Annotated in this window: 9 protein-coding genes and 1 pseudogene; 9 read left to right on the top strand and 1 reads right to left on the bottom strand. The window is 75.0% G+C overall.

The genetic code is table 11. The features are described 5' to 3' along the window. The first annotated feature begins 233 nt into the window (after nucleotides 1-233). The 9 genes and pseudogenes from SYYSPA8_RS05570 to SYYSPA8_RS05610 all read left to right on the top strand — a co-directional run bounded on the left by SYYSPA8_RS05570 (nucleotide 234) and on the right by SYYSPA8_RS05610 (nucleotide 18,528). Nucleotides 234-1,766, top strand: coding sequence for a CYTH and CHAD domain-containing protein (locus SYYSPA8_RS05570; protein ID WP_323445815.1), 1,533 nt, complete (start codon nucleotides 234-236; stop codon nucleotides 1,764-1,766). Nucleotides 1,767-1,862: 96 nt separating this feature from the next. Further along, the gene (locus tag SYYSPA8_RS05575) at nucleotides 1,863-3,815 is read left to right on the top strand and encodes a TIGR03960 family B12-binding radical SAM protein (protein WP_323445816.1); all 1,953 of its coding nucleotides are present in this window, start codon (nucleotides 1,863-1,865) and stop codon (nucleotides 3,813-3,815) included. 385 nt (nucleotides 3,816-4,200) lie between these two features. Then, complete coding sequence (locus SYYSPA8_RS05580) at nucleotides 4,201-4,956, top strand: TIGR03936 family radical SAM-associated protein (RefSeq protein ID WP_323445817.1); 756 nt, start codon at nucleotides 4,201-4,203, stop codon at nucleotides 4,954-4,956. Between the two features lie 281 nt (nucleotides 4,957-5,237). Then, nucleotides 5,238-9,323: an Rne/Rng family ribonuclease gene (locus SYYSPA8_RS05585; protein WP_323445818.1), complete on the top strand. Its 4,086-nt coding sequence runs from the start codon at nucleotides 5,238-5,240 to the stop codon at nucleotides 9,321-9,323. Nucleotides 9,324-10,336: 1,013 nt separating this feature from the next. Continuing rightward, nucleotides 10,337-11,476: pseudogene (locus SYYSPA8_RS05590) on the top strand (DegT/DnrJ/EryC1/StrS family aminotransferase); the annotation flags it as partial. A 221-nt stretch (nucleotides 11,477-11,697) separates the two neighbouring features. Beyond that, entirely contained in the window at nucleotides 11,698-12,666 is a 969-nt protein-coding gene (locus SYYSPA8_RS05595; protein WP_323446318.1) for a Gfo/Idh/MocA family protein, read from the top strand. 62 nt (nucleotides 12,667-12,728) lie between these two features. Continuing rightward, nucleotides 12,729-14,468, top strand: coding sequence for a glycosyltransferase family 2 protein (locus SYYSPA8_RS05600; RefSeq protein WP_407705934.1), 1,740 nt, complete (start codon nucleotides 12,729-12,731; stop codon nucleotides 14,466-14,468). Between the two features lie 3 nt (nucleotides 14,469-14,471). Next, nucleotides 14,472-15,755, top strand: coding sequence for a nucleotide sugar dehydrogenase (locus SYYSPA8_RS05605; RefSeq protein ID WP_323445819.1), 1,284 nt, complete (start codon nucleotides 14,472-14,474; stop codon nucleotides 15,753-15,755). Nucleotides 15,756-15,810: 55 nt separating this feature from the next. After that, nucleotides 15,811-18,528 carry a glycosyltransferase gene (locus SYYSPA8_RS05610; RefSeq protein ID WP_323445820.1) on the top strand — a complete coding sequence of 906 codons (2,718 nt, stop codon included), beginning with the start codon at nucleotides 15,811-15,813 and terminating at the stop codon, nucleotides 18,526-18,528. Here SYYSPA8_RS05610 and wecB read toward each other — a convergent pair. Further along, nucleotides 18,525-19,625: a non-hydrolyzing UDP-N-acetylglucosamine 2-epimerase gene (wecB, locus tag SYYSPA8_RS05615; RefSeq protein WP_323445821.1), complete on the bottom strand. Its 1,101-nt coding sequence runs from the start codon at nucleotides 19,623-19,625 to the stop codon at nucleotides 18,525-18,527. The genes SYYSPA8_RS05610 and wecB overlap by 4 nt on opposite strands. Between the last annotated feature and the right edge of the window lie 227 nt (nucleotides 19,626-19,852).

The following is a 19,852-nucleotide window of genomic DNA, read 5'->3' on the forward strand; positions in this document are numbered from 1 at the left end:
CCGCGGCGCCCGCCGCGGCACCGGACCCCGCGTCCGGTGATCCGGAATCCGGGCCCCTCCGCCACCACGGCGGAGGGGCCCTCTCCGTTCGGTACGGAAGTACTCTGTCCGGTTTCGCGGCCTCCGCCGGGTGCGCTCCGCGCCGCACCCGGTGGCCTGTGCCGGCGCCCGGATCCGGCCCCGGACCTGCCACGGGACTGCCCTGAGCGCGCCGAGCGGACTAGATTCGGTGCATGGCGGACACGAAGCGCGAGATCGAGCGGAAATACGAAGCCACCCCCGACACCCGGCTGCCGGACCTGTCCCGGATCACCCCGGTCGCGGCCGTCACCGACCACGGCACGACCGAACTGGACGCCGTCTACTACGACACCCCGGACCTGCGGCTCGCCGCCGCCTCCCTCACCCTGCGGCGCAGAACCGGCGGCGACGACGCCGGCTGGCACCTCAAACTCCCCGTCGCCCCCGGCATCCGGGACGAGATCCGCGCCCCGCTCTCCGCCACGGTGCCCAGGGCCCTGGCCGCCCTCGCCCGTGCCCACACCCGGGGCGCCGCCCTGGTCCCCGTGGTCCGGCTCCGCTCCACCCGCCGGATCCACCTGCTCACCGACGCCGACGGGACACCGCTCGCCGAGCTGAGCCGCGACGCCGTCCACGCCGAACGGCTCCTCCTGCCCGACGACGGCACCACCGCCCCCACCGCCGCATGGGACGAGATCGAGGCCGAGCTGGCCGACGGCGCCGATCCCGCGCTGCTCGACCGGATCGACAAGAAGCTGCGGAAGGCCGGGCTGCGGGCCGGCGACTTCCCCTCGAAACTCGCCCGCGCCCTGGCCGCGACCGGGCTCGCCGTCCCCACCCCCGAGGAGCCGGCCCCGCCGGCCGACGCCGGCGGCCACATCCTCGCCTACCTGCGCGAGCAGCGGGACGCCCTGCTCGCCCACGACCCGGGCGTACGCCGTGACCTGCCCGACTCCGTCCACCAGATGCGGGTCGCCACCCGCCGGCTGCGCAGCGCGTTCCGCTCGTACCGCAGGATCCTGGACCGGGCCGTGACCGACCCCGTCGGCGAGGAGCTGAAGTGGCTCGCGGCCGAGCTGGGCGTCGCCCGCGACCAGGAGGTCCTGACCGCGCGGCTGCGCGGACGGATCGACGCGCTGCCCCGCGCCCTCGTCCTCGGCCCGGTCCGGGGCCGGCTGCGGATCTGGACCGGCTCCCGGGGCTCCGGCGCCCGGCGCAAGGCCCTCGTCACCCTCGACAGCCGCCGCTACCTCGCCCTCCTCGACACCCTCGACGCGCTCCTCGCCGACCCCCCGCTGCTGAGGGCGGCGGCCCGCCCCGCCGCCACCGAGTTCCCCAGGGCGATGCTGAAGGACCACGGCCGGCTCGCCGAGCGGGTCACGGCCGCTCTGGAACGGGACCCCGGCCCCGATCGCGATCTGCTGCTGCACGACGCCCGCAAGGCCGCCAAGCGGGCCCGGTACGCCGGGGAGGCCGCGACCCCGGCCCTCGGCGGCCCCGCGAAACGATTCGCCAAACGGATGAAGGCCGTCCAGACCGTCCTCGGCGACCACCAGGACAGCGTCGTCGCCCGCGACGCCCTGCGGACCATCGGCGTCCAGGCCCACCAGGCCGGGGAGTCCGCCTTCACCTGGGGACTCCTGTACGGCCAGGAACAGCGCTCGGCGGCCGACCGGGAGAGCGAACTGCCCGGCGTCTGGGAACAGGCCGGCACCGACGAGGTCAGGGCCCTCCTGACGGGCTGAACCGGGCCCCGGGACCGGCTCCGACCGGTGCGGGGGCGTCTCCCTGGCGGGTTACGCTAGAGAGTCGCCCCCCTGCCCGCCCACGAAAGTCCCGTGATGTCTGCCGCTGAGACTGCTGAGACTGCTGCCGATTCGGTCTTCCCCCAGCTGGAGGCGCTGCTCCCGCATGTGCAGAAGCCCATCCAGTACGTCGGTGGTGAGCTGAACTCCACCGTCAAGCCCTGGGCCGAGTGCGATGTCCGGTGGGCGCTGATGTACCCGGACGCCTACGAGGTCGGGCTGCCCAACCAGGGCGTCATGATCCTCTACGAGGTGCTGAACGAGCAGGAGGGCGTCCTCGCCGAGCGCACCTACAGCGTCTGGCCGGACCTCGAAGAGCTGATGCGCGAGCACCGGGTGCCGCAGTTCACCGTCGACTCCCACCGCCCCGTCGGCGCCTTCGACGTCTTCGGCCTCAGCTTCTCCACCGAGCTGGGCTACACCAACATGCTGACCGCGCTCGAACTGGCGGGCATCCCGCTCGAAGCCCGGGACCGCACGGTGGACCACCCGATCGTGCTCGCGGGCGGCCATGCCGCGTTCAACCCGGAGCCGATCGCCGACTTCATCGACTGCGCCGTCATCGGCGACGGCGAACAGGCCGTCCTCGACATCACGCGCATCGTCCGCGAATGGAAGGCCGAGGGCCGCCCCGGCGGCCGCGAGGAGGTCCTGCTGCGGCTCGCGAAGACCGGCGGCGTCTACGTCCCCGGCTTCTACGACGTGGAGTACCTCCCCGACGGCCGCATCGGCCGCGTCGTGCCCAACCGCTCCGGTGTCCCGTGGCGCGTGTCCAAGCACACCGTCATGGACCTGGACGAGTGGCCCTACCCCAAGCAGCCGCTGGTCCCGCTCGCGGAGACCGTCCATGAGCGGATGTCCGTCGAGATCTTCCGGGGCTGCACCCGCGGCTGCCGTTTCTGCCAGGCCGGCATGATCACGCGTCCCGTACGGGAGCGAAGCATCACCGGCATCGGCGAGATGGTCGACAAGGGACTCAAGGCCACCGGCTTCGAGGAGGTCGGACTGCTCTCGCTGTCCAGCGCCGACCACTCCGAGATCGGCGAGATCGCCAAGGGGCTCGCGGACCGGTACACCGAGGACAAGATCGGCCTGTCGCTCCCCTCCACCCGCGTGGACGCCTTCAACGTCGACCTCGCCAATGAGCTGACGCGCAACGGCCGCCGCTCCGGTCTCACGTTCGCCCCCGAGGGCGGCTCCGAGCGGATGCGCAAGGTCATCAACAAGATGGTGTCGGAGGAGGACCTGATCCGCACCGTCGCCACCGCCTACGGCAACGGCTGGCGGCAGGTGAAGCTGTACTTCATGTGCGGTCTGCCCACCGAGACCGATGACGACGTGCTCCAGATCGGCGACATGGCGGTCAACGTCATCGCCAAGGGCCGCGAGGTCTCCGGCTCCAACGACATCCGCTGCACGGTCTCCATCGGCGGCTTCGTCCCCAAGCCGCACACCCCCTTCCAGTGGGCCCCGCAGCTGAGCGCCGAGGACACCGACGCCCGGCTCACCAAGCTCCGCGACAAGATCCGCGGCGACAAGAAGTACGGCCGCTCCATCGGCTTCCGCTACCACGACGGCAAGCCGGGCATCGTCGAGGGCCTGCTCTCGCGCGGCGACCGCCGGGTCGGCGCCGTCATCCGCGCCGTCTACGAGGACGGCGGCCGCTTCGACGGCTGGCGCGAGCACTTCTCGTACGACCGCTGGATGGCCTGCGCGGAGAAGACGCTCCCCGAGTACGGGGTGGACGTCGACTGGTACACCACCCGGGAGCGCACCTACGAGGAGGTCCTGCCCTGGGACCACCTGGACTCCGGCCTGGACAAGGACTGGCTCTGGGAGGACTGGCAGGACGCGCTGGACGAGACCGAGGTCGAGGACTGCCGCTGGACGCCGTGCTTCGACTGCGGTGTCTGTCCTCAGCTCGGCCTGGACATCCAGATCGGGCCGACGGGCAAGAAGCTGCTGCCACTGAGCGTGGTCAACAAGTAGCCGACGGCGAAGAGGGCCCGGCGCGGGGGAGACCCGGCGCCGGGCCCTTCGTCATGCCCGGCGCCCGCGCGGGACGGCGGGGGCCGCGGGAGGGATGGTGCGCGGGATGCGGGGGGTACGCGGGGGAGGGGGCCGGTGGGCCGGGGAAGCGGTGGGGGGCGGTCCGGGGGAACCGATGGCGGCCGCTGCGCGTACTCTGGGTGGTACACAACGACTGTCCCCGGCGCGACGGCCGGGCCCGAGATCCCTCCCTAGCCAGGGGCGAGCCGGGCGGGCCCGCACGGGGCACCCGCATTCCGAGGGCGGCGCTCCCCGCGCCGTCCCGCACCGAGGAGAAGAACCACTGGGCAAGCGACAGCCCGAAGGCCCGCCGCCCGCACCCGCGGTGCAGCGCATTCGTCTGCGTTACACCAAGCGCGGCCGCCTCCGGTTCACCAGCCACCGTGACTTCCAGCGCGCCTTCGAGCGGGCGCTGAGGCGTGCCGAGGTGCCCATGGCGTACTCGGCGGGCTTCACCCCGCACCCGAAGGTGTCGTACGCCAATGCCGCACCCACCGGCACGGGCAGCGAGGCCGAGTATCTGGAGATCGCCCTGGTCGAGCGGCGGGACCCCGCCGTTCTGCGGGACCTGCTCAACGAGTCGCTGCCGTCCGGGCTCGATGTCACGGACGCCGTCGAGGCGCGGACCTCCGGTCTCGCCGACCGGCTCACCGCTTCCGAGTGGGAGCTGCGGCTCGACCGGGTGACGGAGGAGGAAGCGGGGAAGGCCGTCGCGGCGTTCCTCGCGGCCGAGACCGTCGAGGTCCAGCGCCGTACCAAGAACGGGATGCGGAGCTTCGACGCACGCGGTGCCGTGGTGGACCTCGAAGTGGTCCGTCCACAGCCTGATAGGCCGGTGGACGGCCCCTGTGCGATACTGCGCCTGGTTGTTCGGCACGTAACGCCTGCCGTGCGACCCGACGACGTCCTGTCCGGTCTCCGCGCTGTGGCCGACCTGGCGCCGCCGGTCCCCGCAGCGGTGACCAGGCTGGCGCAGGGGCTCTTCGACGAGGAGTCCGGCACGGTGACCGATCCGCTCGCGCTCGACCGCGAGGCGATTCCGGCCGCACTGCATACGGCCGCCGGTACCGCCTCCCCCTAGCCACGCCAGGGGGTCCCGGTGGGAGTGCGAATGTCCGGTCCCGCCGCGCTTACAGGCAGTCGTTGCCGCGCAGCCCTGGTACTCGGGAGCCACCTGGGTCGGGCCGCGCATGACCACAGGAGACTTTCGCCAGGCCGTACGCAGTTCGCGTACGGAACCGGCGAGCCAGACACAGCAGCTCCCGTGCGGCGCCCGCGCCCCGGGTGGCGTGCCGCGTGATGCGCGGCAGGCCGCCCGGACCGAGGCGCGGCGCCCGGGAGCGTGACGGGAGAACCGCCCGCATGCACGAGTCCAACGAACCTGGCACCGCCGGGGACGACAACAACATCACCGCCGACAGCTCGCCCAGCGACACGCTGCCGCCGCGCCGTCGACGCCGGGCCGCCTCACGCCCGGCGGGTCCGCCCGGCGGAGCCGCCGAGGTCGCTGAGGCCGCCGCGGTGGCCGAGCCGGCCGAGGCCGAGGAGGCTCCGGCGCCGCGTCCGCGTCGCCGTGCGACGCGGAAGGCGACGACGGCTCCGGCCGCCGCTGTCGAGGTCGTCGAGACCGCTGAGGCTCCCGCTGTGGAGGAGGCGCCCGCGCCGCGTGCCCGTCGTCGGGCGACGCGTGCCGCGACGGCTCCGGTCGCCGAGGTGCCCGCCGTCGAGCCGGCCGAGGTCGCCGAGGCCGAGGAGGCTCCGGCCCCCCGTACCCGCCGCCGTGCGACGCGGAAGGCGACGACGGCTCCGGCCGCCGCTGTCGAGGCCGCTGAGGTCGCCGAGGCGCCTGAGGCTCCTGTCGTGGAGGAGGCGCCCGCGCCGCGTGCCCGTCGCCGGGCGACGCGTGCCGCGACCGCTCCGGCCGCCGAGGCGCCCGCCACCGAGACCCCCGCCGCCGAGCCGGAGGCCGCGCCCGCCGCCGCCCCGGCCCGTACCCGCCGCCGGGCCACCCGCCCGGCCAGCACGCCGTCCGCCGAGGCCGCCGAGGCCGCTGAGGCTCCCGCCGTGGAGGAGGCGCCCGCGCCGCGTGCCCGTCGCCGGGCGACGCGTGCCGCGACCGCTCCGGCCGCCGAGGTGCCCGCCGCCGAGCCGGCCGAGGTCGCCGAGGTCGAGGAGGCCCCGGCCCCCCGTACCCGCCGCCGTGCGACCCGCGCCGTGAGCGCGCCCGCCGCCGAGCCCGTTGCCGCGCCCGCCGCCGAGCCCGTCGCGGTGCCGGAGCCGGTCGCGACCCCCGAGGCCGAGGCCGTGGAGGAGGCGTCCGCGCCCCGCAAGCGCCGTCGCGCCACGCGTGCCGCCAGCACCCCCGCAGCCGATGCTCCGGCCGCCGCCGTGGAGGCCGTCGAGGCACCCGAGCCGGCCGAGTCCGCCGCTGTGGAGGAGGCGTCCGCGCCGCGTGCCCGTCGCCGGGCCACGCGCGCCGCCGAGGCCCCCGCCGAGTCCGCTCCCCGGGGCCGCGGCCGGCGCCGGGTGGTCTCGCCCGAGTTCATCGCGACCGCCGAGGCCACGCCCGCCCGCCGGGCCGCGCGCCCCGCCGTCGCCGTCTTCCAGGCGCCGGTGTTCACCGAGCCGATGTTCCAGACCCCGGAGACGGCGGCCGCCGCTGCCGCCGCCGCGGCCCTCGAAGCCGAGGAGGAGCCGGAGCCGGAGGAGGAGCAGGCCCAGGAGCAGGAGCCCGTACGCGAGCCCGTCCAGGCCGCCGAACCCGCCGGGCGCCGTCGCCGCCGCCGCCGGGGCGAGCCCGCCGAGGCCCCCGCGCCCGTGGCGCAGGAGCCCGTACCCGCCGTCGAGGAGGCTCCCGAGCCCGCCGACGTGGACGCGGAGGCCGCCGCCGAGGAGCTGGACGAGCAGGACGAGCACGACGAGTACGGGGACCGCCCGTCCCGCCGTCGCCGCCGGGGCGGCCGTCGCCGTCGCCGGGGCGAGCCCGCCGAGGCCGCCGACGATGTCGAGGACACCGAAGCGGACGAGGCGGAGCAGGACGCCGCCGACGAGGCCGACGACGAGGCCGACGAGGCCGACGGCGCCGGGGCCGGCAGCTCCAGCAGCCGTCGCCGCCGTCGCCGCCGCCGTCGCAGCGGTGAGCCGCTGACCGACGAGGCCGCCGTCGCCGGCGACCCCGAGCGCACGGTCGTGAAGGTCCGCGAGCCGCGCCCCGCCCGCGGCCGTGGCGAGGAGTCCGAGGACGGTGTGCAGTCCATCAAGGGCTCCACCCGTCTGGAGGCGAAGAAGCAGCGCCGTCGCGAGGGCCGTGAGCAGGGCCGCCGCCGGGTGCCGATCATCACCGAGGCGGAGTTCCTGGCCCGCCGCGAGGCCGTCGAGCGCGTGATGGTCGTCCGCCAGAGCGGCGAGCGCACCCAGATCGGCGTCCTTGAGGACAACGTGCTGGTCGAGCACTACGTCAACAAGGAGCAGGCCACTTCCTACGTCGGCAACGTCTACCTGGGCAAGGTCCAGAACGTCCTGCCGTCCATGGAGGCCGCTTTTGTCGACATCGGCAAGGGCCGCAACGCCGTCCTCTACGCCGGCGAGGTCAACTTCGAGGCGCTGGGCATGGCCAACGGGCCGCGCCGCATCGAGGCCGCGCTCAAGTCCGGCCAGTCCGTCCTCGTCCAGGTCACCAAGGACCCGATCGGCCACAAGGGCGCCCGGCTGACCAGCCAGGTCTCCCTGCCCGGCCGCTATCTCGTCTATGTGCCCGAGGGCTCGATGACCGGGATCAGCCGCAAGCTGCCCGACACCGAGCGCGCCCGGCTGAAGACCATCCTCAAGAAGATCGTTCCCGAGGACGCCGGTGTCATCGTCCGGACCGCCGCCGAGGGCGCGAGCGAGGACGAGCTGCGCCGTGACGTCGAGCGGCTCCAGGCGCAGTGGGCCGACATCCAGAAGAAGGCGAAGAGCGGCAGCGCTCCGACCCTGCTCTACGGTGAGCCGGACATGACCGTCCGGGTCGTGCGCGACATCTTCAACGAGGACTTCTCCAAGGTCATCGTCAGCGGTGACGAGGCGTGGGACACGATCCACGGCTATGTCGCGCACGTCGCCCCGGACCTGGCCGACCGGCTCCAGCGGTGGACCAGCGAGGTGGACGTCTTCGCGACGTACCGCATCGACGAGCAGCTGATGAAGGCGCTGGACCGCAAGGTGTGGCTGCCCTCCGGCGGTTCGCTGGTCATCGACAAGACCGAGGCCATGATCGTGGTCGACGTCAACACCGGGAAGTTCACCGGCCAGGGCGGCAACCTGGAGGAGACCGTCACCAGGAACAACCTGGAGGCGGCCGAGGAGATCGTGCGCCAGCTGCGGCTGCGCGACCTCGGCGGGATCGTCGTCGTCGACTTCATCGACATGGTCCTGGAGTCCAACCGCGACCTGGTGATGCGGCGTCTGCTGGAGTGCCTGGGCCGGGACCGGACCAAGCACCAGGTCGCCGAGGTCACCTCGCTGGGCCTGGTCCAGATGACCCGCAAGCGGGTGGGCCAGGGGCTGCTGGAGTCCTTCTCCGAGACCTGTGTCCACTGCAACGGGCGCGGTGTGATCGTGCACATGGAGCAGCCGTCCGCCGGTGGCGGCGGTGGCGGTGGCAAGCGCGCCCGCAAGCGCGGTCGCGGCGGTGCCGAGCAGACGCACGAGCACGACCACGACCACGGGCAGGACCACGGGCAGGAGACGGCCGTGGCGGAGACGGCGGCGGAGGTCGCGGCCGAGGTGGCCGAGCCCACCGCGCTGCCGGAGCCCGCGTTCGTCCCCGACGAGGAGCTGTACAGCAGCGCCGCCGAGGCGGAGGCGGCCGCGCTGCGCGGCCGTGGCCGCCGCCGGGCCACCCGCAGGGCGTCGGCTCCGGCCGGCACGCCCAGGGCGGCCGCCCCGGAGGTCGTGATCGAGGCCAAGGCCGCCGCCCCGGTGGCCGAGCCCGAGCCTGTCGCGGCGGAGCCGAAGGCGGCCGAGGCCCCCGAGCCCGTCGCGGAGGTGACGCCGGAGGCCGCGCCCCCGCGTCCCCGCCGCCGGGTGACCCGCAAGGTCAGCGCCCCGGCCGGGGCTCCGGCCGGCGCGGGCGAGGCCACGGTCGTCGTGGTCGCCGCCCCGGTGGCCGAGCCCGAGCCGGTGTCCGTGTCCCAGGCCGGTTCCAAGGCCGGTTCCGAGACCGGTTCCGAAACCGGTTCCGACTCCACGGCCGACGAGGCCACGGAGACGGCTCCGGCGAAGAAGACGGCCCGCAAGACGGCGAAGAAGGCCACGGCGAAGAAGGCCGCCACCAAGAAGACGGCGGCCAAGAAGACCGCCGCGAAGAAGACGACCGCCAAGAAGGCGACGGCGAAGACCACGGCGAAGAAGACCGCCGCGGCCGAGAAGCAGTCGCCCGCGTCGGTCACCGCGTCCACCGAGAGCTGACCTCCCGGCACGGCGTCCGCGTCCGCCCCTGTCCCGTTTCTCCGGGGCGGGGGCGGACCCGTTTCCGCGGTCGCCCGGCGGGGGCCGGCTCCGGAGCCGTCCCCGGAGCCCGCCGGCACGGGCCCGCCCATGGCCGTGTACGGGCGGCCGCAGCCCCGAGGCGGTGGAGGCGGTCCGCGTACGCCCCTGGGTGCGGCGCTTCGGAGGTGCGGGCCGGTCGTCCCGAGGGCTGCACTCCGGCGGCGCGGGCCCGGGTGCGTCCGGTGCCGGGCGTCGGCGCGGCCGCCGCGTCCCCGTGACACGGGCTGGGCAGACACTCCCCGGGCCAGGTGGTCGTGCCGCCGCCGCTGCCCCGGGCGGTCGTCTCTCGCGTACGCCCGTGGGCGCTGTGTCCCGGTCGGTGCGGGCTCGGCACGTTGTGCCGCCGGGGACCCGGGGGCGGTCCGGCCACCGCGTCCCCGTGGCCGTGGCGATGCGTACGCCTGGTGCGGCTGCCGGGGTGTTGCCTTCCGTGGACGGCCGTGGGCGTTGTGCTTCCGTGGCGCTCCCCGGGCCGGGGTAGCTGTTGCGCCGGTGCGGGTGCCCCGCGCGGTCGTCTTCCGCGTACGCCCGAGGGCGCCGTGGTCCCGGCCGTGCGGGCTGGGCGGCACACGAGCCCCGGGGGCGATACGGCTGCCGGCCGGGTGCACAGCCGGTCGTGCGTCGGTCGCCCTCTCCGCGCGGGGCGCGGGCCGGTCGTCCGCGCGGGAGTGGCCCGGCGTGCGGGGACGGGCATCACCGGTACGTGGTTCGCGGCATCGCGCGGCCGACAGCGTCCCCGCCCGGCCCCGGAGCCATCTCCGGCCCCGGTCCCGGCCCCCGTGCCCGTACCGCCGAACGGGCCGGGTGACCCCGCGTCGCGGGGTTGACGGAGGGTTTGTGTTGCGCCGATCGAAGGTGTCACCGGCAGGGTGAGACCCCCCGGCCGCGATCCTCCCGCACGATGGCCCTGCCGTGTCCAAGGAGGGCGTCCCATGGCGACCAGCAGTCGGCACCGGCGGCACCCGCACATCCCCGCCGCCCGCCCCGTCATCGACGAGGAGGAGATCGAGGCCGCCGTGCGGGTGCTGCGCAGCGGACAGGTCGTGCAGGGGCCCGAGGTCGCCGCCTTCGAGGAGGGGTTCTCCGCGCTGGTCGGCGGCCGGCACTGCGTCGCCGTCAACTCCGGGACCTCCGCGCTCCACCTGCTGCTGCTGGCGCTCGGCATCGGCCCCGGCGACGAGGTCGTCGTCCCCTCGTTCTCGTTCGCCGCGACCGCGAACGTGGTCCGGCTGGTCGGCGCCGACGTGGTCTTCGCCGACATCGACCCGCGCACGTACTGTCTCGACCCGGACGCCGTCGCCGCCGCCCTCACCCCGCGTACCGCCGCCGTCGTCCCGGTCCATCTCTACGGGCACCCGGCCGCGATGGACCGGATCATGCCCCTTGCCCGCCGCCACGGCCTCGCCGTCGTCGAGGACGCCTGCCAGGCGCACGCCGCCGCGCTGCACACGACCCCGGTGGGGGCGTTCGGCGACGGCGGCACCTTCAGCTTCTACCCGTCAAAGAACATGCACTGCCTCGAAGGCGGCATGGTCACTACGGGCGACGCCGCTCTCGCCCGTACCCTGCGGCTGCTGCGGAACCAGGGCATGGAGCAGCGGTACGCCAACGAGATCATCGGGGTGAACACCCGGCTCACCGACGTCGCCGCCGCCATCGGCCGGGTGCAGCTCGGCAAGCTCCCCGGCTGGACCGAGCGGCGGGCCGGTGCCGCCGCGTACCTCCGCGAGCACATCACCACGGACCGGGTGGTCCTGCCGTCGGCCGCCCCGGGCGCCCGGCACAGCTGGCACCAGTACACGATCCGGGTGCCCGCCGACCGGGTCCCCGGCGGCCGGGACGCGGCCGTCGCCCGACTCGCCGCCGCCGGGGTCGGCAGCGCCGTCCACTACCCGACCCCGATCCACCGGCTGAAGCCCTTCTGGGAGCCCGACCAGCGGGTCGGCCGCTCCTGGGACCTGCCCGCGACCGAACGCGCCGCCGCCGAGGTGCTCTCGCTGCCCGTGCACCCCTGCCTCACCCGGGAGGACCTGGCCCGGATCGCCGCCGCCGTCAACGACCTGGCCGAGGACCCGCGCGACGACGTGGACCCGCACGACCACGTGGACCCGCACGACCACGTGGACCCGCGCGACGACGTGGACCCGCACGACCACGTGGACCCGCGCGACGACGTGGAAGAGAGCACCGCCGGCGACGGTCCGGCGGCCCGGCCGTGACCGCGCACCCGCCCCCACTCCCGCTCCCGCCCTCGCCACCACCCCTCCGGGTCGGCCTCACCGGACTCGGCGCGATGGGCCGCCACCACGCCCGGGTCCTCGCCGCGCTCGACGGCGTCGAACTCGTCGGGGTGGTCGACCCGGTGGGCGACCGCGCCGGCTGCGTCCCGGGCGTCCCCGTGCTGCGCGATCTGCCCGCCCTGATCGCTCTGGGCCTCGACTACGCCGTCGTCGCCTGCCCCACCGCGCTCCATGTCGACGTGGGCCTGGAGCTGGCCGGGGCCGGGGTCTGCGCGCTGATCGAGAAGCCGGTCGCGGACACCGTCGAGGGCGCCCGCCGGCTCGCCGACGCCTTCGGCTCCCGTGGCCTGGTCGCCGGCGTGGGCCACATCGAACGGTGCAATCCGGCGCTGCGCTCCCTGCGCCACCGCCTGGAGCAGGGCGAACTCGGCGACGTCTACCAGGTCGTCACCCGCCGCCAGGGCCCCTTCCCGCACCGGATCGCCGACGTGGGCGTGGTCAAGGACCTCGCCACCCACGACATCGACCTCACCGGGTGGGTCACCGGCCAGTCGTACACCTCGATCTCCGCCCGTACGGTCTGCAAGTCGGGCCGTCCGCACGAGGACATGGTGGCGGCGGTCGGCCGGCTCACCGACGGGACGATGGTCAGCCACCTGGTGAACTGGCTGAGCCCGCTGAAGGAGCGGTTCATCTCGGTCACGGGGGAGAAGGGCTGCTTCACCGCCGACACCCTCACCGCCGACCTCACCTTCTACGCGAACGCGGCGCAGGCCACCGAGTGGGAGGCGCTGCGGGCGTTCCGGGGGGTGTCGGAGGGCGACATCATCCGGTACGCGATCCCCAAGCGGGAACCGCTCCAGGTGGAGCACGAGCTGTTCCGGGACGCGGTGCTCGGGCTCTCCGCCGACATCTGCACGCTGCGGCAGGGGCTGCGGACGGTCGAGGTGGCCGTCGCCGTGCTGGAGTCGGCCGCCGCCGGGACGACGGTGGACCTGGCCGAGCCGGTCGCGGTGCGGTAGACGGGACCGCGACCGTGACCGACCCCGACCTCGACCCCGACCTCGACCCCGTGCCCGACTCCGTGCCCGACCCCGACCCCGTGCCTGGTACGCGTACCCGTACCGGCGCCCCGGACGTCCCCGACGTCACCGTCGTCCTCGCCGTCTACAACACCATGCCCTATCTGACGGAGTGCCTGGAATCGGTCGTCGGCCAGACCATCGGCCGGGCATCGCTCCAGGTCGTCGCCGTGGACGACGGCTCCACCGACGGCGGCGCGGCCGAGCTGGATCGTTTCGCCGAGCGCTACCCGGACACCGTCACCGTCGTCCACCAGCCCAACTCCGGCGGGCCCGCCGCTCCCAGCAACCGGGGCCTCGCCCTCGCCACCGGCCGTTACGTCCACTTCGTCGGCGCCGACGACCGGCTCGGCCCCGAGGCCCTGGCCCGGCTGGTCGCCTTCGCCGACGAACACGGCTCCGACGTCGTCATCGGCAGGATGACCGGCGTCGGCGGCCGCTATGTCCACCAGGCCCTCTTCCGCCGCAGCGCCACCGACATCGGTTTCAGTGATTCCGCGCTGCCGTTCACCCTCTCCAACGCCAAGCTCTTCCGCCGGGAGCTGCTGGAACGGCACCGGCTGCGCTTCCCCGAGGACCTGCCCGTCGGCAGCGACCAGCCGTTCACCATCGCCGCCTGTGTGCATGCCCGCCGGATCTCCGTGCTCGCCGACTATCCGTACTACTACGCCGTCAAGCGCGGCGACAGCGGCAACATCACCTACACCGCCGGCGACCCGGAGAAGCTGCGCTGCACCGCGCGGATCATGCACGACGCCGCCGCGCTCATCGGCCCCGGACCCGACCGCGACAGCCTCTTCGCCCGCCACTTCGGCTGGGAGCTGGCCAAGCTCCTCCGGCACGGTTTCGCCGCGCTCGACCCCGCCGTCCGGGGGCTCCTCTGCGCCGGGATCGCCGCCCTCGCGGACGCGTACCTCACCGAACCGCTGCGCGACGCCCTCCCGGTGGCCCACCGCACCCGGATCGCCCTCGCCCAGCGCGGCGCCCTCGGCCTGCTGCTGCGGGCCATCGAGGACGAGGAGCGCCACGGGCCCGTCTTCGCCGTCGACGGCGACCGGGCGTTCCTGGACTGCCCCGGCTTCCGGGACCCCGCGTCGGGCCTGCCCGACCGGGTCTTCGAACTCCTCGGCGAGGTCCCCACCACCCGGCTCGCCGCCGGCACCCGGCTGCTCCACGTCGACTGGGACCAGGACGGCGACGATCTCGCCCTCGCCGTCGCCGTCCGGGTGCCCCTGACCGGCGACACCCGGGGCACCGTGGTCCGGCTGCTGCCCGGCGCCCTGCCGAGGAGCGCCGACGGGCCCGGCGGCCGGCGCCTGCCCGCCGGCGCCGTCGTGCGGCCCGCGCCCGGGGACGTCCGGTACGAGCCGGCCCCCGGCGGCCGGGGCACGGTCGTCCACGCCCGGATCCCCGTCGCCGCGCGGACCGCCTCCCTCGCCGTGCGGGTCCATCTCCGGCTCGCCGGGCGGGTGTACGAGATCCCGGTCCGGGTGCGCGGCACCCCGCTGCCGGTCGCCCGCCGCTGGCGGCTCACCGACTCCTACCGGGCGGCCGTCCGGATCAACGGCAAGGGGCGGCTGACCGTCGTCACCGGCCCGATGTTCCCGCCGCCGCGCCCGTCGCCGCTGGCCCGGGTACGGCGGCGGATCGCCCGCGCGCTCCCCTTCCGTAACCGTCCCCGTTCCCGTACCCGTATCCGCAACCGTCCCCGTCCCCGCACGCACTCGCACCCGAAGGGCTGACCGATGGACATCTGCGTGGTGGCGCTCGGCAAGATCGGTCTGCCGTTCGCCGTCCAGTGCGCCGTCAAGGGCCACCGCGTCACCGGCGCCGACACCGACGAGCGGGTCGTCGACCTGGTCAACGCGGGCACCGAACCCTTCCCCGGCGAAAGAGGACTGGATCGGCTCCTCAAGGACGCCGTCGGCTCCGGGCTGCTCACCGCCACCACCGACACCGCCGAGGCTGTCGCCGGCGCCGACGCCGTCGTGGTCGTCGTCCCCCTCGTCACCGACGCGGCCGGGGTGCCCGACTTCCGCGCCCTCGACTCCGCGACCCGGTCCGTGGGCCGGGGGCTGCGGCCCGGCACTCTCGTCTCGTACGAGACCACCCTCCCCGTCGGCACCACGCGTACCCGGATCGGGCCGCTGCTCCAGCAGGAGTCCGCACTCGTCCCCGGCACCGGCTTCTGGCTGGTCCACTCGCCCGAGCGGGTCCTCTCCGGGCAGGTCCTCGCCGATCTGCGCCGCTACCCCAAACTCGTCGGCGGCGTCTGCCCGGAGTCGGCCCGGCGCGGGGCCGACTTCTACGGACGGGTGCTGGACTTCGACCCCCGGCCCGAGCTGCCGCGCCCCAACGGGGTCTGGGACCTCGGCAGCGCCGAAGCCGCCGAGCTGGCCAAACTCGCCGAGACCAGCTATCGCGACGTCAACATCGCCCTCGCCAACCAGTTCGCCCGGTTCGCCGGCCGGCACGGCATCGACATCGAGCCGGTCATCGACGCCTGCAACTCCCAGCCGTACAGCCGCATCCACCGGCCCGGGATCGCCGTCGGCGGGCACTGCATCCCCGTCTACCCCCGGATGTACCTGTGGAACGACCCCGGCGCCACCGTGGTCCGCGCCGCGCGCGAAGCCAACGCCGCGATGCCCGCGTACGCCGTCGACCTGCTCGCCGACGCCTACGGGGAGCTGGCCGGGGCCCCGGTCCTGGTCCTGGGCGCCGCCTACCGGGGCGGGGTGAAGGAGACCGCGTTCTCCGGCGTCTTCCCCACCGTCGCCGCGCTCGCCGCGCGCGGCGCCGTCCCCTATGTCACCGACCCGCTGTACACGGACGGCGAACTCGCGGACCGGGGCCTGACCCCCCACCGGGGCGAAGCGGTCACCGCCGCCGTCCTCCACACCGACCACACCGAGTACCGGGCGCTGTCCGCCGCCGACCTGCCGGGCGTACGGGTCCTCGTCGACGGCCGCCGCACCACCGACCCCGGCCTGTGGCGGGGCGTCCGAAGGATCGTCATCGGCGGCTGAGCCCCGTCCGCCGGTACCGCCCCCGCCCCCGCCCACGCGCGACGGAAGGACGAGCATGACCTCCGCGAACCCCGCGAACCCCGCGAACCCCGCGACCTCCGCGACCTCCGCGAACCCTGCGACCTCAGCGAACCCCGCCCCCCGCCCCACCCTCGCCGTCGTCGTCGCCAACGGCATCACCGGGGACTCCCGCGTGCAGAAGACCGCACTCGCCGCCGCCCACGCCGGCTGGGACGTCACCCTCATCGGCCGGGCCGCCGGGAAGAAACCCGAACACTCCTGGCTCGGACCCGTCCGCGTCGTCCGCCTGCCCGTCGGCAACCGGATGGAACGCCTGGTCAACGCCCGCCGAAACCGGGGCGGCGCCCGCGCCCGCATCACCCAGTGGGGCATCCGCGACCGCACCGCCCTCGACCAGATCCGCGACGCCCACCGCGTCTGGGTCCGCGAGGCCACCACCCGCATCGGCCACCTCACCGGTTCCCCGCTCGCCCCGCCGCTGCGGATCTGGGTCCGCGCCCGGCGCGCCGCCCACCGGCTCCGGATCCGCGCCTACCGCTGGGAGCAGCGCCGCAAGACCGTCCGCGCCAGCGGCGACTGGCGCCGCGACCACCCCGCGCTCCTCGATCTCGACCTCGCGTTCGGCCCCTGGATCGAGGACCTGGCCCCCGACGTCGTCCACGCCAACGACATCACCACCCTGCACACCGCCGCCCGCTCCGCCGCCCGGCTGCGGGCCCGGGGCCACCGCTGCGCCTGGCTGTACGACGCCCACGAGTACGTCGCCGGGATCGCCTGGGCCAGGCCCGCGCTGCGCAGCGCGTTCACCGCCGTGGAACGCGAGTACATCCACCGCGCCGACGCCGTCGTGACCGTCTCCGCCGACCTGGCCCGGCTGCTCCGGCGCGACCACAGGCTGGGCGCCCTGCCCGCCGTCGTCCGCAACGCGCCCGTCCGGGCGGCCGTCGGACAGTGGGCCGGGCAGGCCTGCGTCCGTACGGCCTGCGGCCTCGGCCCCGGTGTCCCGCTGCTCGTGTACGCGGGCTGGATCGCCCCGGACCGGGGGCTCGGCACCGCCGTCGACGCCCTGCCGGAGCTGCCGGACCACCATCTGGCGCTGGTCGCGGGACGGCCCGGGGCCGCGCTCACCGCGCTCTGCCGGCAGGCCGAACGGCTCGGGGTGCGCCACCGCCTCCATGTCCTGCCCTATGTCCCCCCGCACCAGGTCGCCGACTATCTCTCCGGCGCCGATCTCGGTCTCATCCCCTTCCACCGGCTGCCCAACACGGAGAACTCGCTGCCCACCAAGGCGGGCGAGTATCTGCACGCCGGACTGCCGATCGTCACCAGCGACATCCGGGCCACCCGCGACTTCGTCCTCGAACACGGCGTCGGCGAGGTCTTCACCGCCGAGGACCCCGCCTCCTTCGCGGCCGCCGTCCGCCGGGCCGGGGCCGGCCGGGACGCCCTGCGGGCGCACATCACCGACGACCTCCTCACCGAACTGTCCTGGGAACACGAGGCCGACACCCTGCTCGGGCTGTACACCGCCATCTCCGGGCGGGTCCCCGCCGCCCCGCCGGCCGACCCCCGCTGGGACGTGGGGGAGCTGACGGCCGCGACCCCGCACCCCCGGCGGCCGGGAGCCGGGGGCGCGGTCCCGGCCGCCGGGACCGCGCCCGGCACCACCACCCCGCCCGAGCACCCCGAACGCGACTGGCGCCCCCTCGGCCCCACCCGCATCCGCCTCGGCCTCGCCCCCGCCAACTACGCCGGCCAGCTCGCCGCCTTCGCCACCGCCGTCACCCACCACCGCGCCGACGTCTCCGCCGAGGTCGTCAAGCACCGCACCGCGCCCGCGAAACACGACTACCCCGCCGACGTCTACGTGGACGGCGCGGCCCTCAGGAACCTCGACGTCCAGCTCGAACTCGTCCAGCGGACCGTACGCCGCTACACCCACCTCCTCGCCGACGCCTTCCGGCCCGTCTTCGGCCCCCTCAACGGCGTCAGCGTCGAAGGCGACCTCGCCGCCCTCGCCCACGCCGGGATCAGGGTGGCGCTCCTCGCCCACGGCAGCGAGGTCCGCGACCCGGCCCGGCACCGGGCCCGCGTCCCCCACTCCCTCTTCCGGGACGCCCCCGACGGCTACGAGAAGTCCCTGACCACCCAGTCCGTACGCAACCGCCGGATCGCCGCCGAGGCCGGTCTGCCGGTCTTCGTCACCACCCCCGACCTGCTGCTGGACCTCCCGACGGCCCGCTGGGCGCCGCTGGTCGTGGACATGGCGGCCTGGGCGTCGGACCGGCCCGTCATGGCACGCGCCCGGCCGCTCGTCCTGCACGCCCCGTCCGCGCGCTGGGCCAAGGGCACCGACCGGGTGCTGCCCCTCCTCGAAGACCTCCACGACCGCCGGATCATCGACTTCCGGCTGCTGGAAGGAGTGCCCAGGGCCGCCGTCGCCGGCCTGGTGAAGGAGGCGGACCTGGTGATCGACCAGTTCGGGACCGGTACATACGGCACTTTCGCCTGCGAGGGCATGGCGGCGGGCCGGCCCGTGATCGCGCACGTGGACGAGGCGTCCGTCGCCGCCTGCGGTATCCGGCCACCGATCGTCGACGCCACCCCCACCACACTGGGCGCCGTACTGGAACGCCTCCTGGACGACCGCGACCAGGCCGCCCGCATCGGCGCCGAGTGCGCCGCCTTCGCCCGTACCCACCACGACGGGACCGCGACCGTTGCCGCACTCGCCGCCTTCCTGGCGTCCTAGCTGGCCAGAGCCGGTACGGCGGCCTCCAGCAGCCGCACCACCCGGTGCGCAGCCCGGCCGTCGCCGTACGGGGCCGGGCGCGGACCCGGGGGCGCCGGCCTGGCCGCCAGCCGGCCCCAGCGCTCCACCGGGATCCCGTGCGGATCGGGGACCAGCAGATTCCAGCCACCCTCCAGCGTCTCCACCCACTCCGTCTCCGGACGGATCGTCGTGCACACCCGCCCCAGCAGGAACGCCTCCTTCTGGAGCCCGCCCGAGTCGGTCACCACCCCCGCCGACGCCAGGACCGCGCCGACGAGATCCGCGTACGGCAGCGGCGCGCCCACCCGGACCGAGCCGCGCGCCAGGTCGATCCCGTACTCCCCGGCGCGCGCCGTCAGCCGGGGATGGGCCGGCAGCGCCACTGGCAGCGGCAGCGCGGCCAGCGCCCCGATCAGCGCGTCGAGCCGGGCCGGGTCGTCGGTGTTGTCCGGGCGGTGCAGCGTGGCCAGCAGGAACGGCCCCTCGGGCGGCACCCCGGCGGGCAGCGCGGGCGGCGGGTGCTCCCCGGCGAGCACCGCGTCCCGGATCCGCAGACAGATGTCCGCCATCACATCCCCCGCCAGGCGGGTGCGCGCGCCCAGCCCCTCGGCCGCGAGCAGTCGCACCGCCTCCCGGGTGGGGGCCAGCAGCAGATCGGCGCAGTGGTCGGTGAGCACCCGGTTGTGCTCCTCCGGCATCCGCCGGTTGAAGGAGCGCAGCCCCGCCTCCAGATGGGCGACGGGCAGCCGCAGCTTCACCGCCGCCAGCGCGCCCGCGAGGGTGGAGTTGGTGTCCCCGTAGACGAGCACCCAGTCGGGCCGCTGCTCCGCGAGTACGGGGTCCAGCGCGGCGAGCGCGGCGCCCGTCTGTGCTCCGTGGCTGCCGGAGCCGATCCCGAGATGGACGTCCGGGGCGGGGATGGCCAGACCGGAGAAGAAGACGTCGGAGAGGGCCGCGTCGTAGTGCTGCCCGGTGTGGACGATCACATGCCGGTGGCCGGTGTCCGCGAAGGCCGCCGCGACCGGGGCCAGCTTGACCAGCTGCGGGCGGGCACCGACGACGCTCAGGACCTTCATCCGGCTCTCCCCGCCGAGTCGGGGCGCAGCCGCTCGGGGCTCCGCCGGGGGACCACCTGTGAATCCACGCGTGGCGAATCTATCCGAAAACGGGTCGGAAAGGGACGATGGGCCTCCGGCCGGCGACGGCAGGCACCGCGAACAACAGGCACCGCGAACAACAGGCATCGCGAACGGAAGCAGCGGAACAACGGAAGCAGCGGGAACGACGACCACGGCAGCGCAGC

Origin of the sequence: Streptomyces yaizuensis (assembly GCF_034961445.1) — a bacterium.
Lineage (GTDB): Bacteria > Actinomycetota > Actinomycetes > Streptomycetales > Streptomycetaceae > Streptomyces > Streptomyces yaizuensis.

Coding starts and splice junctions, on each gene's coding strand:
- SYYSPA8_RS05570 (WP_323445815.1), top strand. CDS start 234: ATGGCGGACACGAAGCGCGAGATCGAGCGGAAATACGAAGCCACCCCC.
- SYYSPA8_RS05605 (WP_323445819.1), top strand. CDS start 14,472: ATGGACATCTGCGTGGTGGCGCTCGGCAAGATCGGTCTGCCGTTCGCC.
- SYYSPA8_RS05575 (WP_323445816.1), top strand. CDS start 1,863: ATGTCTGCCGCTGAGACTGCTGAGACTGCTGCCGATTCGGTCTTCCCC.
- SYYSPA8_RS05610 (WP_323445820.1), top strand. CDS start 15,811: ATGACCTCCGCGAACCCCGCGAACCCCGCGAACCCCGCGACCTCCGCG.
- wecB (WP_323445821.1), bottom strand. CDS start 19,625: ATGAAGGTCCTGAGCGTCGTCGGTGCCCGCCCGCAGCTGGTCAAGCTG.
- SYYSPA8_RS05585 (WP_323445818.1), top strand. CDS start 5,238: ATGCACGAGTCCAACGAACCTGGCACCGCCGGGGACGACAACAACATC.
- SYYSPA8_RS05595 (WP_323446318.1), top strand. CDS start 11,698: ATGGGCCGCCACCACGCCCGGGTCCTCGCCGCGCTCGACGGCGTCGAA.